Raw genomic sequence first — 14,533 nt, 5'->3', positions numbered from 1 at the left:
TCTCCCCGAGACCTTCATGAACCCATCGACGATCACCAAGGCCGCAGCATTCTGTTGCGGCCTTTTCGCCTTTGCGCTTTCGGCGCCCGCCCTGGCTGCGGCGCCGCCCGATCTGCTGGCCCATCAGGTCCCGCTGGCGCTGGACGGCGCGGGCACGGCCTGGATTCTGACCTCGACGGCCCTGGTGCTGATGATGACCCTGCCCGGTCTGGCGCTCTTCTACGGCGGCATGGTGCGCAAGAAGAACCTGATCGCCACCATCGCCCATTCCACGGCGGCCATGGCCATCGTCACCGTCCTCTGGTTCGTCGCCGGCTACACCCTGTCCTTCGGGACCAGCGGCGCGGCCACCAACGGCTTCATCGGCGGGGTTCAGGCCCTGTTCCTCAACGGCGTCGGGGTGAAGACGGCCCACGCCCTGACCCCCGGCCTGCCCGAGTTCCTGTGGATCGGCTATCAGCTGACCTTCGCCATCATCACCCCGGCCCTGATCGCCGGCGCCTTCGCCGAGCGGATCAAGTTCTCGGCCAGCGTCCTCTTCTTCACCCTGTGGCACCTGATCGTCTATGCGCCAATCTGCCATCAGGTCTGGGGCGGCGGCTGGATGGGCGAGCTGGGCGTGCTCGATTTCGCCGGCGGCGCCGTGGTCCACGTCAATGCGGGTGTGGCCGGTCTGGTCTGCGCCATCGTGCTGGGTCCGCGCCACGGCTGGGGTCGCGACAACATGGCCCCGCACAACCTGGCCTTCACCGCCATCGGCACCGGACTGCTCTTCGTCGGCTGGATGGGCTTCAACGGCGGCTCGGCCGCGGGCGCTAATGAGATCGCCGCCGTCGCCGTCTTCAACTCGCTGCTGGCCCCCGCCGCCGCCGCCGTCGGCTGGATCGCGGTGGAGTGGACGCTGAAGAAGAAGCCGACCCTGCTGGGCCTGCTGACCGGGGTAGTCGCCGGCCTGGTGGCCATCACCCCCGCCGCCGGCTTCGTCGACCCCAGGGGCGCCTTCCTGATCGGCCTGATCTCGGGTCCGGTCGCCTATGTCGGCGCCGTCTGGCTCAAACACAAACTCAAGTATGACGACAGCCTCGACGCCTTCGGGGTGCACGGCATCGCCGGGATCGCCGGCGCCCTGCTGACCGGGGTCTTCGCCAACGCCGCCATCAACCCCCTCGCCGAAGGCGCGACGGTCTGGAAACAGGCTGTCGGCCTGGGCGGCGCCATGCTGTGGAGCGCCGTCGGCACCTTCATCGTGCTGATGATCTGCAAATACACCGTCGGCCTGCGCGTCGAGAAGGAGGCCGAGATCGAAGGCCTCGACTACAGCCAGCACGGCGAGGCCATGCACTGACGAACCGCCAGGCCGCTAAAGGTCCGTCGAACTGATCACGTGCTTAAAGGGGCGCCGCCGCAATCGGGCGCGCCGTTCGCCCGTCCGGTCCAGCGATGAGCGACGGTCAGCGCTTCTTGCCCAGTTCGGCGGCGATGTCCTTGGTCATGCGACCGACCTTGCGGTGGGCGGCGGTGATCTGGTCCCGGGTCACGCCCCAGCGCTTCATCCAGTATTCGACGGCCTGACGCTCGGACAGGTCCAGCCGGTCCTTGTCGATGAAGCCGCGCTTGTCCTTGAGGCCCGCCATGATCTCTGTCTCCGTTTCCCTACTGCCATAGGCCGATCCGAGGCCGGACGTTAGAGCCCCAGTCGTTTCAGGCTCGGCTTCAGCGACACGGCCGCCTTGCGAAACGCCTTCCATGGATCAGGCGATTGCAACAGATCTACGGCGGACAGCAGGTTCAAGGCCTGGGGGTCCAGCCCCGGCTTCACCTGATCCCACGACAGAGGCCAAGCGATCCCGGCGCCGGGCCGGGCGCGCGGCGACCAGGGCGCGACGGCGGTGGCGGCGCGGCCATTGCGCAGATAGTCGAGGAAGATCTTTCCGCCCCGCGCCTTCTTGGCCAGGGTGGTGGTGAAGCGGTCGGGATGATCAGCCTTCAGCGCCTCCGACACGCCCTTGGCGAAGGCCTTGGCCTGATCCCAGTCGATGCGGCTGCGGGTCTCGGTCTTGATCGGGACGACCACGTGCAGCCCCTTGCCGCCGGTGGTCTTGACGAAGGGCGTCAGACCCAGGGCCTCAAGGCGCGACTTCAACACGAGGGCGGCGGCGACCACCGCGTCGAAATCCAACCCCTCATCGGGGTCCAGGTCGAAGGTGATCTGGTCCGGGGTCTCGGGGTCGCCCCGCTTGCAACCCCAGGGATGCAACTCCAACCCGCCTGACTGGCCGATGGCGATCAAGCCGCTGAGGTCAGTGACCGCGACATAGGGCCGCCCCTCGCCTGCCTTGATCGCCCGCAGACCGGGATGGCGCCCCGTCAGGGCGTGGCGCTGAAAGAAGCGCTGCCCCTCGATACCGTCCGGCGCGCGGATGATGGAGACCGGGCGGTCGATAATGTGGGGCAGCAGCCGTTCGGCCACAGCCCCATAATAGAGGATCAAATCGGCCTTGCTGACGGCGGCATGGTCGTCGGTCGCGGGCCACAGGATCTTGTCGGGATGGGAGATAGTCACCCCCTCCACGATCATCTTGCCCGGTCTGGCGACAGGCGTGGGCGACTGCGGAGCGGCGACCACATCGTCAGGGGTCTTGTCCTCGCGCAGACCCTTGAACGCGGCCTGACGCAGGATGCCGTCCTTGGAGTAGCCCGCGTGTTCGATCTCGGCGACCAGGACGGGCTCGACCCAGTTCAACTGGTCGTCCGCCTCAGGCGTGACGACGAAGGGCGAGCGTTCGGCGGCGACCGCCTTCAACGCCGGCGCCAGGGTTTTCATCAGGGCCGCCGAATAGCCCGTCCCGACCCGGCCCAGATAGCGCAGTCCGCCCTTGGTCATCACCCCGACCAGCAGAGAGCGGAAACGGGCTCCGCTGTCGGACGACCAGCCGCCGATCACGACCTCGTCGCGGCCTCGGCACTTGGACTTGACCCAGGTGGCCGAGCGGCCCGCGCGATAGGGGGCGTCCAGCTTCTTGGAGACGACCCCCTCCAGATGCATGCGACAGGCGCCTTCCAGAACCGCCGATCCTCGCGCGGCGAAATGGTCGGCGTAGCGCAGGCGCGCGGCGTGACCCTTCGCCGCCCGGTCGCACCAGGCCTGCAGCCGCGCCTTGCGGTGCGACAGCGGCAGGGGGCGCAGGTCCTCGGCGCCCTCGAACAGCAGGTCGAAAGCGAAATAGACCAGGTCGCTCGTCTTGCCCTCGCCGATCGCGGTCTGCAGGGCCGAAAAGTCCGGCAGGGCGTCGCCGTCCAGGGCGCACAGCTCACCGTCGACCACCGCGTCGGGCCAATGGGCCGCCTCGGCAGCCAGTTCGGGAAAGCGCTCGCTCCAGTCCAGACCCTTGCGGGTGCGCAGGATGGCGCGCCCGCCGCCCGTGGCCAGTTGCAGACGATAGCCGTCAAACTTGATTTCATGCACCCAGCCCGGCGTCGAGGGCGGGCGTTCGGCGATCTGGCACAGTTGGATCGGCACGAAGGCGTGGGGCTTGGTCAAAGGCTTGGGCGGCGCCTTTGACGGCCTGGGCGCGGCCTTGCGCACAGCCGGTTTGGACGCGCTCCACTGCGCATCCCCGCCCGCGATCTCGGTCATGCTGCGCCCGCTGACGACCGAGGCGTCGATGGCGGCCAGGGCCTCGCCTTCGCCGTCGACGGCGTATTCGTCCTTTTCCTTGAGAAGCAACCATTGGGGCCGCTTGGAGGGCTTGCCGCGATCTGTCTTGAGCCGGATCAGGGCCCAGCCGCCCTTCAGCCGTTCGCCGTGCAGGGTCAGCTTGACGACGCCCTTCTGGAAGGCCGCGTCCACATCAGGGTCCTGAGGGCGCCATTCGCCGACGTCCCACAGCTGCACCGTGCCCGCGCCGTAGTTTCCCGCCGGAATGGTCCCCTCGAAGTCGCCGTAATCAAGGGGGTGGTCCTCCACCTCGACCGCCAAGCGTTTGATGTGGGGATCGCGCGACGGCGCCTTGGTCACGGCCCAGGACTTCAACACGCCGTCGTGCTCGATGCGAAAGTCGTAGTGCAGACGGCTCGCCGCATGGCGCTGGATCAGATAGCGCAGACCGCTCTGACGGGCCCTGGCCTTGCGTCCCTTTGGCTCCGGCGTGGCGCCGAAGTTCCGCTTGGCTTGATAGCTGTCCAGTTCACCGCGCGCCGTCATGGCCAGTGAACGCGTCACGCCGCCGAAAGCTTCACCCGGCGTCAGGCGGCGCCAACCTGGCCTCGACAGCGCAGCGGAGCCTGCGGCAAGGCGCCCTTTGCGTCGCCGCTTTCGCCCGCCTCCGCCATCGGCTAGGCAGGAGGGAGCAAGAGACACAGGGTTCGACCAATGCGCGTGATCATTCTCGGCGGCGACGGCTTCTGCGGCTGGCCTACGGCCCTGCACCTGTCGGCGCGCGGCTGGGACGTGCTGATCGTCGACAACCTCAGCCGCCGCAACATCGACAACGAGCTTGAGGTCCAGTCCCTGACCCCCATCCGCACCATGGGCGAGCGCATCGCCGCATGGCGCGAGGTCTCGGGCCGCAGCATCGACTTCGTCAACATGACCGTGGGCCAGGAGTTCGACCGCCTGGTCGCCCTGCTCCGCGATTGGAAGCCCGACAGCGTCGTCCACTTCGCCGAGCAGCGCGCTGCCCCCTATTCGATGAAGTCGGCGCGGCACAAGCTCTACACCGTCGATAACAACATCAACGCCACCCATCACCTGCTGGCGGCCATGGTCGAGAGCGGGCTGGACATCCACCTGGCCCACCTGGGGACCATGGGGGTCTATGGCTACACCACGGCGGGGCTGCGCATCCCCGAGGGCTATCTGAAGGTCACGGTCGACACCGACCACGGCCCCACCGAGCAGGAAATCCTGTTCCCGCCCAATCCGGGCAGCATCTATCACATGACCAAGACCCAGGACGCCCTGCTGTTCCAGTTCTACGCTCGCAACGACGCCCTGCGGATCACCGACCTGCACCAGGGCATCGTCTGGGGCGCCCAGACCGAGGAGACGAAGCAGGACGAGCGTCTGATCAACCGCTTCGACTATGACGGCGACTACGGCACGGTGCTGAACCGCTTCCTGATGCAGGCGGCGGTGGGATACCCGCTGACGGTGCATGGTTCGGGCGGTCAGACGCGGGCCTTCATCCATATCCAGGACACGGTGCGTTGCGTCGAACTGGCGCTGAACAACCCGCCGAAATCCGGCGAGCGGGTCAAGATCCTGAACCAGATGACCGAGAGCCGCCGCGTCCGCGACCTGGCCCAGATGGTGGCCGACATGACCGGGGCCGAGGTCCACAATGTGCCGAACCCGCGTCAGGAGGCCGACGAAAACGAACTGGTCGTCGCCAATGACCAGTTCCGCGATCTGGGCTTGAAGCCCATCACCCTGGCCGAGGGTCTGATGGCCGACGTGACCGACATCGCCCGTCGCTACGCCGACCGCGCCGACCGATCCAAGATCGCCTGCGTCTCGGCCTGGAACGACAAGCGCGCCGAAGCGCTGCAGTCACAAGGCGTCGCTGTCACGCCCGCGCCCGCCGCCCGCATCGCCTGACCGGACCCTCATGACCCAGCCCGCCCTCGCCGCCCCGTCCCTGCTGGTCTTCGGCGGCGGCTACCTGGGCCTCGAGGCGGCGCGCGAAGCGCTCCGGCGGCAGGGCCGCGCCTTCGCCACCTCACGCGATCCCGCGCGCCGCGCGGAACTGACGGCGGCGGGCGTCATCGCCGTCGATCCCGCCGACGCCGAAGCCCTGAAGGCGGCCGTGGCCGTCGCCTCCGCCATCCTCGTCACCGCCGCGCCCGACAGCGCCGGCTGCCCCGGACTGAAGGCCCTGGTCCCGGCCCTCACCGCATCGGGCGCCTATCCCGACTGGATCGGCTACGTCTCCTCCACCGCCGTCTACGGCGACCGCGCGGGCGGCTGGGCCTTTGAGGACGACGACCTGAACGCCGCCAGCGTCGAGGGCGCGCGACGTGTCCGGGCCGAGCAGGACTGGCTGGACGCCGGGCGCGGCATGGGGCTGACGGTGCAGATCTTCCGCCTGCCCGCCATCTACGGCCCCGGCCGGTCGCCGCTGGATCGCCTGCGCGACGGGACCGCGCGGCTGGTGAAGAAGCCCGGACAGGTGTTCAACCGCATCCATGTCGCAGACGCCGTCGCCGGCTTCTTCGCCTCGATGGCTCGCCCGCATCCGGGCCGCGCCTACACCCTGACCGACGATGAACCGGCCCCGGCGGACGTGGTGATGGCGGGGGCAGCGACACGGCTGAACCTGCCCCTACCGCCCGAGGTGTCGCTGGACGACGCGTCCGTATCGGACGCCATGCGCCGCTTCTACAACGACAACAAACGCCTCTCGAACGCCCGCGCCAAGGCCGAGCTGGGCTGGCGGCCCAGATACCCGACCTGGCGCGAGGGCTTAGACGCGCTCATTTCCTCGTCATCCCGGCCGTAGCGGAGCGAAGAGCCGGGACCGCCAAAGACGCCCGCGCTTCCTGCGGTCCCGGATAGCCCTGACGGGCTTCCGGGATGAGGATGAAAGGCGGGGGCGCTCAAGCAGCGAGGCCCCGCGGGCCGAGCGCTAGCGCCTCTTCGCCTTTAGAAAGGCAGCAGATTCCGCTGGCGGCTGTAGCTCATGGTGCCGACGTTGGCGCCCAGGCGCAGGCCGACGCCGGTGCGGATGGGGGCCAGGACGATGCCGTCGGCGCGCTGATAGTTCACGCCCAGACCGGCGACCAGATAGGCCGAGCCCTCGACGCCGGGGTAGCGGCGATAGAGCATATCGGGATGATAAAGACCGTAGACCAGGGTGAAGACCCGGCTGGCGTTGCCGCCGACATCCCAACCGATCGAAATGCCCTGCCAGAAGACTTCCTGCGAGGCCGACAGGTCCTTCATGTGCAAGGCGCCGCGACCGTAGCGCAGGCCCACGGCGGCCGCTCCGGCGGCTTCCTCGCCGGCGATATAGGCGGTCGGGCGGTCGCCCTGTTCGGCGAAGATGCGCTCGATGGCCGAGCCCATGGCCTCGGCGGCGATGCCCATCTCGCGCGACCCGGCGGCGACCAGTTCCTCGAAGGTATAGGCCTGGGCTGTCTGGTCCGAAGCGATCGGATAGTTGGGGTCGGTCGGCTGGCGCGTCGAGGCGCAAGCGCCGAGGCCCACGGGCAGGGCGCCGGCGGCGGCGAGACCAAGGCTGGAACGGATCAGTTGGCGGCGATGCATGTCGAGGCTCCTGACAGAGGACGGGTCGCCCATCGTCGCGGGCTTGACCTACCGTCCGTGTCTTTTGCGGCAGCCTTGGGGCTTTAAGGTTAACCGAACCTTGCTTGGCTGTATTCCGCGCCGTCCAAGCCGATCAAGGCTTCGTCAGAAGGGCTCAATAGCCTAACGGGACAGGCAGGCCCCAAAAAGAAAGAAGCCGGAGCTTTCGCTCCGGCTTCTTGTCAGCTCCGCAGGACCGCGCCGACCTTGGCGGCAGAGGCGACGACCTTGGCCGTCAGGGCCTCGATCTCGGCCTCGGTCAGGGTGGCGGCGCGCGGCTGGATCTCGACCTCGATGGCGACCGACTTCTGGCCCTCCGGCACGCCCTGGCCGCGATAGACGTCGAAGACGCGCACCTCGGCGATCAGGGCCTTGTCAGCGCCGGCGACGGCGCGGGTCAGCTCGCCCACAGCCTTGGCCTCATCCATCAGGAAGGCGAAGTCGCGGCTCAGCGGCATCAAGTTCGGCAGGTCCGCCGCGCCCCTAGCCTTGCCGCCTTTTCCGCGCGGTTCCGGCACGGCGTCGAGGATGACCTCGAAGGCCAGCATGGGGCCGTCGGCGTCCAGGGCCTTGAGCACGCGCGGGTGCAGCTCGCCGAACTCGACGATGACGTTCTTCGGCCCCAGTTGCAGCCGGGCCGAGCGGCCGGGATGCCACCAGCTCTGGTTTGACCCTTGCGCCAGCTGCAGCGAGGCGACCGGCGCGCCGATCTCCTCCAGCAGGGCGAACAGGTCGCCCTTGAGCCCGAACAGGGCGTCTTCGCCCGCCCCGCCCCAATGACGGTCGGGATGGGGGGCGACCAGACCGCTGATGGCTGTGCGCTGACCGTTCGGCTGGTCGTTCAGATAGATGGGGCCGACCTCGAACAGGGCCGCGTCGGCGTGGCCGCGCGCGGCGTTGCGAGCCGCCGCCTGGATCAGGTTGGGCAGGATCGACGGCCGCATGCAGTCGAGGTCGGCTGCGATGGGGTTTTCCAGCACCAGACGCTCATCGCCGCCGCCGAACAGGACAGCGGTCGACTGCTTGGTGAAGGACCAGGTCACGGCCTCGGCGTAGCCCAGGGCCGCCAGGGCGCGACGGGCGACGCGGACGCGAGCCTGACGCGGGCTGAGGACGCCGCGTGCGTTGCGGGCGACCTCAGGCAGGGGCGTGTTGGGCAGGGCGTCGAAGCCCTCGATACGGGCGACTTCTTCCACCAGATCGGCCGGCCCTTCGACGTCGCGACGCCAGGACGGCGGCGTGACGGTCCAGGGCTCGACCTGATCGGCGCCGCCGGCGGTGATCAGGAAGCCGAGCTGACCCAGGATGGTGCCGATCCGGTCGTCGGACAGCGCCATGCCGGTCAGGCGCTTCACATAGGCCGGGTCGAAGGCGAAGGGCGCCGGGCTGGCCGGGGGGGCACCGACGAAGACGATCTCGGACGGCTCGCCGCCGCACAGGTCGAGGATCAGGCGCGTGGCCAGCTCCAGACCCGGCGTCACCGAGACCGGATCGACGCCGCGGGCAAAGCGGTACTGGGCGTCGGAATGGATGCCCAGGGTGCGGCCCGTCTGGGCGATGACGATGGGCTCGAACCAGGCGCTTTCGAGGAAGACGTCGGTCGTGGCTTCGTCGCAGCCGGTGCTTTCGCCGCCCATGACGCCGCCCAGGCCGATGGGGCGCTCGCCCGCAGCATCAGCGATGACGCAGTCGGTCTGCGCGACGCTGTAGGTCTTGCCGTCCAGAGCGATCAGGTGCTCGGGCTCGCCGGTTTCCGCCGAGGTCAGCCCGGCGCGCACGACGATCTCGGTCCCCGACAGCTTGGCCATGTCATAGACGTGCAGGGGCCGTGCGCGGTCATAGGCGATCAGGTTGGTGACATCGACCAGGCGGTTGATCGAGCGCAGGCCGATGGCCGTCAGGCGCTTTTGCAGCCAGGCCGGCGACGGGCCGTTCTTGACGCCGCGAATGACGCGACCGGCGAAGACCGGGCACATCTCGGGCGCTTCCAGCCGCACCGAGATCGGCGAGGCGAAGGCGCCGCGCACCACGGCGATGTCGAAATGCTTCAGCTTGCCGGCGCCGGCGGCGGCCAGGTCGCGGGCGATGCCGGCGACGCCCAGCCAGTCGGGGCGGTTCGGCGTCACCTCGAAGTCGATGACCGGCTCGGCGCCGAACAGGCCGGCGACCGGGGTCCCGACCGGGATTTCCGGCGGCAGCTCCTGAATGCCGTCGCTCTCGTCAGCCAGCTCCAGCTCCGAAGCCGAGCACAGCATGCCGTGCGAGACGACGCCGCGCACCGGCTTCTCGACCAGGGTCACGCCCAGACCGGGCACATAGGCGCCGATGGGGGCGTAGATGGTGGTCAGGCCCGGACGCGCGTTTGGCGCGCCGCAGACGATCTCCTTGAGGCCGTCCACGGTCTCGACCTGACAGACCTGCAGGCGGTCGGCGTCGGGGTGCCGCGCGGTCGAGATGATCCTGGCCACAGTGAAGGGCGCCAGGACGGCGACGGGGTCGTGGACCTCCTCGACCTCCAGACCGGCCATGGTCATCGCCTCGGCGATCTGATGGACGTCGGCCTCGGTCTCGAGGTGATCCTTCAACCAGGAAAGCGTGAACTTCATGCGGGCGCTCCGCCCAGGGCCGAGACCATGTCGTCAAGATAGGCTTTCGCGCCCGTGAAGCCGACGCCGAGGAAGCGGCAGTTGATGAACTTGCAGTTCTTCAGCGGAATGGCGCCCGTCACGCGCTGCGCGCCCATAGGGAGCAGCAGCAGGTTGCGGGGATCGCCATGGGCGTCGCCCATGTTGCAGCCGTCGAAGTGGCAGCCTTCCAGCGGCAAGAGCACAGCCGGGCCTTCGATCAGACAGTCTGTGAAGGTCCGGTTTTCGATCACCAGCGATCCAGCGCGGCTGGTCTCCATGAACAGCTGCGGCAACCAGACGCTGACCTTTTTGTACTCCGGGCCGGGGCCGAGCAGTTCGAGCGTAATGGGGGCGGTTTGGGTGTCAGTCATGTCTTGAGCTCGAGAAATCAGCTGAGGCCGCTGGCCGGATTGGGCGCGGCGAAGGCGGAGAAGCCATAGTGCGCCAGCCAGCGCGTATCGGCCTCAAACATGGGGCGCAGATCGGAGACGCCGTATTTCAGCATGGCCAGGCGATCCACGCCCATGCCGAAGGCGAAGCCCTGATACTCATCCGGGTCGATGCCGCAATTGCGCAGCACGTTGGGGTGAACCATGCCGCAGCCGAGGATCTCCAGCCAGTCGTCGCCCTCGTTCAGCGTCAGCTTGCCGCCCGAGCGGTCGCAGCGAATGTCCATCTCGGCCGAGGGCTCGGTGAAGGGGAAGTGGTGCGGACGGAAGCGGGCGTTGACGTCGTCCAGCTCGAAGAAGCGGGCGATGAAGGTTTCCAGCGTCGTCTTCAGATGACCCATGTGGATGTCCCGGTCGATCACCAGACCCTCGATCTGATGGAACATCGGCGTGTGGGTGGCGTCGGAATCCTTACGGAAGGTGCGGCCGGGCGCGATGATGCGGATCGGCGGCTTCTGCGACATCATGGTCCGCACCTGCACCGGGCTGGTGTGGGTGCGCAGCACCTTGCGCTCGCCCGTTTCCGGGTCGGGCTTCAGGAAGAAGGTGTCGTGCATCTCCCGCGCCGGGTGCTTGGGCGGGAAGTTCAGGGCGGTGAAGTTGTGGAAATCGTCCTCGATGTCCGGGCCTTCGGCCACTGCGAAGCCCATCTCGGCGAACAGGGCGATCATCTCGTCCATGACCTGCATGGTCGGGTGCACCCCGCCCTTGCGGCGCGGACGGCTGGGCAGGGTCAGGTCGACGCGCTCGGCCAGCAGCCGCGCGTCAAGCTCGGCGGCCTCCAACTCGGCCTTCTTGGCGGCGATGGCGGAGGTTACACGGTCGCGCAGACCGTTGATGATCGGCCCTTGCTCTCGGCGTTCATCGGGGCTGAGCGCGCCCATGCCTTTCAGCAGGGCGGAGACGGCGCCGGTCTTGCCGACGGCGGCGACGCGCACCTCTTCGATCGCAGCGACGCTTGCGGCCGCTCCGATGGCGTTGATCAGGTCGAGTTCTAGCTGGGCGAGATCGGTCATGATCCGCAGCGTCTAGCCCGACACGGCCGTCACGCAAAGCCTTCAGCGTCGATCAGGTCTAGTCCGCGAGGACGAAAGTGACCTTCATGTTGACCCGGTATTCGGCGATCTGGCCGTCGCGGACCACGACCTTCTGGTCCTGGATCCAGGCCCCCTCGACATGGCGCAGGGTCTTGTCGGCGCGGGCGATGCCTTGGGCGACAGCGTCGTCGAAGCTGACTGTCGAGGATGAAGTAATTTCGGTGACGCGAGCGACGGACATCAGCAAAGCCTCCTGAACCGCCAGGGTCGCCAGTCGACCCGGCTGTCGCACTCCAACGCCCGACCCGGCCAAAAGGTCAGCTTGGCCATGAAAAACGCCCGCCCCGGCGACCGGGACGGGCGTTTTTGTTTTGACGCTAGCGCTCGGCTCGCGGAGCTGAGCGGCTTGAGCGCAGTCGTAAGACTTAGGCGGCCAGAGCGGCGCGGACCTTGTCAGCGATGGCCTTGAAGCTGGCTTCGTCGGCGGCGATCGTCGACAGGACCTTGCGGTCCAGCACAATGCCGGCCTTGTCCAGGCCGTGGATGAACTGCGAGTAGGTGAAGCCTTCCAGACGGGCGGCGGCGTTGATGCGCTGGATCCACAGGGCGCGGAACGAACGCTTCTTGTTGCGACGGTCGCGGTAGGCGTACTGGCCGGCGCGATCGACGGCAGCCTTGGCCGTACGGATGGTGTTCTTGCGGCGGCCGTAGAAGCCCTTGGCCTGCTTAAGAACCTTCTTGTGTTTGGCGTGGGACGTTACGCCCCGTTTGACGCGAGCCATGTGTCGCTATCCTTTCAAATTCTTACGTAGAGATCAGATCGAAATGCGCGCGCCGATCAGGCGTACGGCATGTAGGATTTGATCTTCTTGGCGTCGGCGTCGGCCATGACCGAGGTGCCGCGGTTCTGGCGGATGTATTTGGAGTTGTGGCTGATCAAGCGGTGACGCTTGCCCGCAACGCCGGCCTTCACCTTGCCAGTGGCCGTGAATTTGAAGCGCTTTTTGGCGCCAGACTTCGTCTTCAGTTTCGGCATTTTCACTCTCTCTTTTTAGTGGGCTATCGCTCTTCGAGCTGCTTGAGCCCGGAGTGCGAAGCTGAAACGAACGGCCCAGGCATGCCTGTTAGCCCGGCTGTTCGGTCGCGAAGAGGCGGCTTCTACGCCGAACCCCGACGCGAGGCAAGCGGAGTCACGGCGTCGGCGCCGGCGACGACGGGCCGACCGGATTATGGGCTTCCAGGAAGCGCACCGTTTCACGCAACATCTGCAGACGCGTGTCGGCGCGCGACAGCCAGTGGTCCTCGCCCGGCAGCTCGACCATCTCCACGGGCTTGCCGGCGCGCCGCAAGGCCGCAGCCATGAGGCGGCTTTGCTCGATGGCGACGATAGTGTCGTCCTTGCCGTGGATCAGCAACAAGGGACTGTCGACCTGGTCGGCCAGCAGAGCGGGCGACAGGGCGTCCAGCGCCCGATCATTGAACCGCGCGGCGCCCATGAAGCGATTCCAATAGCGGACGGTCTGGTTGTTCTGCTCGCCCAGCCGCCAGACCTCCTGCTTGACCATGCGCCGCAGATCCGAGACCCCGTTGACAGACACGCCGCAGCGATAGGCCGACTTGTCGAGCGTCAGCCCCGCCATGGCGGCATAGCCGCCGTAGCTGCCGCCGACGATGCAGACGCGGGCGGGGTCGACGATCCCCTCCCCGGCCAGCCAGCGGACGCCGTCGGACAGGTCCGTCTGCATCTTGCGCCCCCATTCGCCATAGCCGGCCTCAAGGAAGGCCCGCCCGTATCCGGTGGAGCCCCGGAAGTTGGCCTGCAGCACCGCATAGCCGCGCGACGCCAGGGCCTGAGCCCACCAGTCGAAACCGGCGACATCCCTCGACGCCGGTCCGCCGTGGGCCAGAACCACCAGGGGCAGGTTCGCAGGCGCCTCCATGCCTGGCGGCAAGGTCAGGTAACCGTCGATCTCCAGCCCGTCCGCCGCCGCATAGCGGATCGGGCGGACGACGCCGACCTGTTCAGTGGGGATGGTCGGATAGGCGACACCGACCACATCGGCGACGCCGGTGTTAAAGTCGACAAGGCGATAGAGGCCGGATTCTCCGGTGTCGATAAAGACAAGAACCTGTTTCAGGCTGTCGCTCCACGACACAAGGCGCGGCCTCTTGCCCGGAAACGCCCGCTCGATGGCGCTCCAACGCCGTACCGCCGTGGGTTCGCTGAACTCATAACGAACGCCATCCTCTTCCGTGCGCCCGGCTCCAATCAGCAGGCGGCTTTCCGGGTGATGGACCAGGAAGTCAGGGTGATGCTCGAACGGCAAGCGTATCCATTCGCCGGTGTCCACATTGACCTCGAACAGCAAGAAGCCGTCCTCCGATTCAGCCTCTGCGGACGCCAGGTCTGGCCGCTCTGCGCTGACGACGATCGTGCGTGGGCTCCGCCCCATGCCGATGATCGTGGGGGTATCGACCAAGGCGTCCACCGCCCAGGTTTCACGGAAGCCTCGCCCGTTCGGCAGGTGCAGGGACCACCGCCCGCTGCGCTCGAGGTACTCGGCGATGGCGATCACCTCGCCATCGGTGTTCAGCACATAGTCGTCCGTGTCCCGATCCATGGACTCTATGGATCGGCCCCGGCCGGTCTCCAGATTGATCCTGTGCAGATTGATCTGTCCGTTAATGACGTTGACGCCCCGCGTGAAGAGGGCCTCCCCCTGCGCGGTCCTGCGCACCGAGGCGGGGCCATAGAGCGTCGCCAGCACGTCGGGCGTCTGCCTGAGAACCTGGACGACGCTTTTCGTCTCCAGGTCGAGGATCATGCCGTAGAACAACTCTGTACGGGGGACGCCGAGATCATGAATGCTCTGCGTCTGGGAGGTGACGATCAGGACCCGCCCCTCGCCGATCCAGCTCAGGTCGCGCACCTTGGCGTCGCCGATCGAAGCCGCGAAAATATGCTGGCCCGTGGCGATCCGGGTGACGGCGAGCGCCCGGGTTTCATTGACGACTTCGATCCGTGCGATCAGTTCGCCGCTCGGCGACAGCGTCATGGAGTCGAGGCTGTGTGAAAACGCCTCCAGCTCGAGCGAATTAGGTTAGCCTTCTGAG

The 14,533-nt window shown here is 67.4% G+C and carries 13 protein-coding genes; 3 read left to right on the top strand and 10 right to left on the bottom strand.

Features of this window, described 5'->3' with window-relative positions; translation table 11 throughout:
• Positions 1–16 precede the first annotated feature (16 nt).
• Complete coding sequence (locus tag DXK21_RS12690) at positions 17–1,345, top strand: ammonium transporter (protein ID WP_114818149.1); 1,329 nt, start codon at positions 17–19, stop codon at positions 1,343–1,345.
• Positions 1,346–1,451: 106 nt separating this feature from the next.
• On the opposite strand, the gene DXK21_RS12685 is transcribed toward DXK21_RS12690, so the two are convergent.
• Positions 1,452–1,634 (bottom strand): DUF3606 domain-containing protein, encoded by a 183-nt coding sequence (locus DXK21_RS12685; protein WP_047413801.1) that lies wholly within the window; start codon positions 1,632–1,634, stop codon positions 1,452–1,454.
• Between the two features lie 50 nt (positions 1,635–1,684).
• Complete coding sequence (ligD, locus tag DXK21_RS12680) at positions 1,685–4,222, bottom strand: DNA ligase D (RefSeq protein ID WP_326970004.1); 2,538 nt, start codon at positions 4,220–4,222, stop codon at positions 1,685–1,687.
• A 150-nt stretch (positions 4,223–4,372) separates the two neighbouring features.
• Between ligD and DXK21_RS12675 the strand changes: the two genes are divergently transcribed.
• Together DXK21_RS12675 and DXK21_RS12670 are read left to right on the top strand one after the other, a co-directional pair.
• Positions 4,373–5,599 (top strand): NAD-dependent epimerase/dehydratase family protein, encoded by a 1,227-nt coding sequence (locus DXK21_RS12675; protein WP_114818147.1) that lies wholly within the window; start codon positions 4,373–4,375, stop codon positions 5,597–5,599.
• 10 nt (positions 5,600–5,609) lie between these two features.
• A complete protein-coding gene (locus tag DXK21_RS12670; protein ID WP_114818146.1) occupies positions 5,610–6,500 on the top strand; it encodes a Rossmann-fold NAD(P)-binding domain-containing protein in 891 nt (296 codons plus the stop codon).
• Between the two features lie 143 nt (positions 6,501–6,643).
• Here DXK21_RS12670 and DXK21_RS12665 read toward each other — a convergent pair whose 3' ends face one another.
• The 8 genes from DXK21_RS12665 to DXK21_RS12630 form a co-directional block, all read right to left on the bottom strand.
• On the bottom strand, positions 6,644–7,267 hold the full coding sequence (locus DXK21_RS12665; RefSeq protein ID WP_114818145.1) for a DUF1134 domain-containing protein: 624 nt from the start codon (positions 7,265–7,267) through the stop codon (positions 6,644–6,646).
• A 221-nt stretch (positions 7,268–7,488) separates the two neighbouring features.
• Positions 7,489–9,912, bottom strand: coding sequence for a phenylalanine--tRNA ligase subunit beta (pheT, locus tag DXK21_RS12660; RefSeq protein ID WP_114818144.1), 2,424 nt, complete (start codon positions 9,910–9,912; stop codon positions 7,489–7,491).
• Positions 9,909–10,304, bottom strand: coding sequence for a hypothetical protein (locus DXK21_RS12655; RefSeq protein ID WP_114818143.1), 396 nt, complete (start codon positions 10,302–10,304; stop codon positions 9,909–9,911). The genes pheT and DXK21_RS12655 overlap by 4 nt, the downstream gene beginning before the upstream one ends.
• 17 nt (positions 10,305–10,321) lie before the next feature.
• Entirely contained in the window at positions 10,322–11,398 is a 1,077-nt protein-coding gene (gene pheS, locus DXK21_RS12650; protein ID WP_114818142.1) for a phenylalanine--tRNA ligase subunit alpha, read from the bottom strand.
• Between the two features lie 58 nt (positions 11,399–11,456).
• Positions 11,457–11,660, bottom strand: coding sequence for a dodecin family protein (locus tag DXK21_RS12645; protein ID WP_114818166.1), 204 nt, complete (start codon positions 11,658–11,660; stop codon positions 11,457–11,459).
• Positions 11,661–11,844: 184 nt separating this feature from the next.
• The gene (gene rplT, locus DXK21_RS12640) at positions 11,845–12,201 is read right to left on the bottom strand and encodes a 50S ribosomal protein L20 (RefSeq protein WP_114818141.1); all 357 of its coding nucleotides are present in this window, start codon (positions 12,199–12,201) and stop codon (positions 11,845–11,847) included.
• A 56-nt stretch (positions 12,202–12,257) separates the two neighbouring features.
• Entirely contained in the window at positions 12,258–12,455 is a 198-nt protein-coding gene (rpmI, locus tag DXK21_RS12635) for a 50S ribosomal protein L35 (protein ID WP_003166435.1), read from the bottom strand.
• Positions 12,456–12,609: 154 nt separating this feature from the next.
• Positions 12,610–14,475, bottom strand: a complete 1,866-nt coding sequence (locus tag DXK21_RS12630) for a S9 family peptidase (RefSeq protein ID WP_114818140.1) — start codon at positions 14,473–14,475, stop codon at positions 12,610–12,612.
• Positions 14,476–14,533 lie beyond the last annotated feature (58 nt).

The organism is Brevundimonas bullata, assembly GCF_003350205.1.
Taxonomy (GTDB): Bacteria; Pseudomonadota; Alphaproteobacteria; order Caulobacterales; family Caulobacteraceae; genus Brevundimonas; species Brevundimonas bullata.
Note: the sequence above shows the minus strand (reverse complement) of the source record. Positions and strands in the feature narration are given on the sequence as shown.

Bases quoted from the DNA above. Each gene is read 5' to 3' on its own strand.
- DXK21_RS12690 (WP_114818149.1), top strand. From the start codon at position 17: ATGAACCCATCGACGATCACCAAGGCCGCAGCATTCTGTTGCGGCCTT.
- DXK21_RS12685 (WP_047413801.1), bottom strand. From the start codon at position 1,634: ATGGCGGGCCTCAAGGACAAGCGCGGCTTCATCGACAAGGACCGGCTG.
- DXK21_RS12675 (WP_114818147.1), top strand. From the start codon at position 4,373: ATGCGCGTGATCATTCTCGGCGGCGACGGCTTCTGCGGCTGGCCTACG.
- DXK21_RS12670 (WP_114818146.1), top strand. From the start codon at position 5,610: ATGACCCAGCCCGCCCTCGCCGCCCCGTCCCTGCTGGTCTTCGGCGGC.
- DXK21_RS12665 (WP_114818145.1), bottom strand. From the start codon at position 7,267: ATGCATCGCCGCCAACTGATCCGTTCCAGCCTTGGTCTCGCCGCCGCC.
- pheT (WP_114818144.1), bottom strand. From the start codon at position 9,912: ATGAAGTTCACGCTTTCCTGGTTGAAGGATCACCTCGAGACCGAGGCC.
- DXK21_RS12655 (WP_114818143.1), bottom strand. From the start codon at position 10,304: ATGACTGACACCCAAACCGCCCCCATTACGCTCGAACTGCTCGGCCCC.
- pheS (WP_114818142.1), bottom strand. From the start codon at position 11,398: ATGACCGATCTCGCCCAGCTAGAACTCGACCTGATCAACGCCATCGGA.
- DXK21_RS12645 (WP_114818166.1), bottom strand. From the start codon at position 11,660: ATGTCCGTCGCTCGCGTCACCGAAATTACTTCATCCTCGACAGTCAGC.
- rplT (WP_114818141.1), bottom strand. From the start codon at position 12,201: ATGGCTCGCGTCAAACGGGGCGTAACGTCCCACGCCAAACACAAGAAG.
- rpmI (WP_003166435.1), bottom strand. From the start codon at position 12,455: ATGCCGAAACTGAAGACGAAGTCTGGCGCCAAAAAGCGCTTCAAATTC.
- DXK21_RS12630 (WP_114818140.1), bottom strand. From the start codon at position 14,475: ATGACGCTGTCGCCGAGCGGCGAACTGATCGCACGGATCGAAGTCGTC.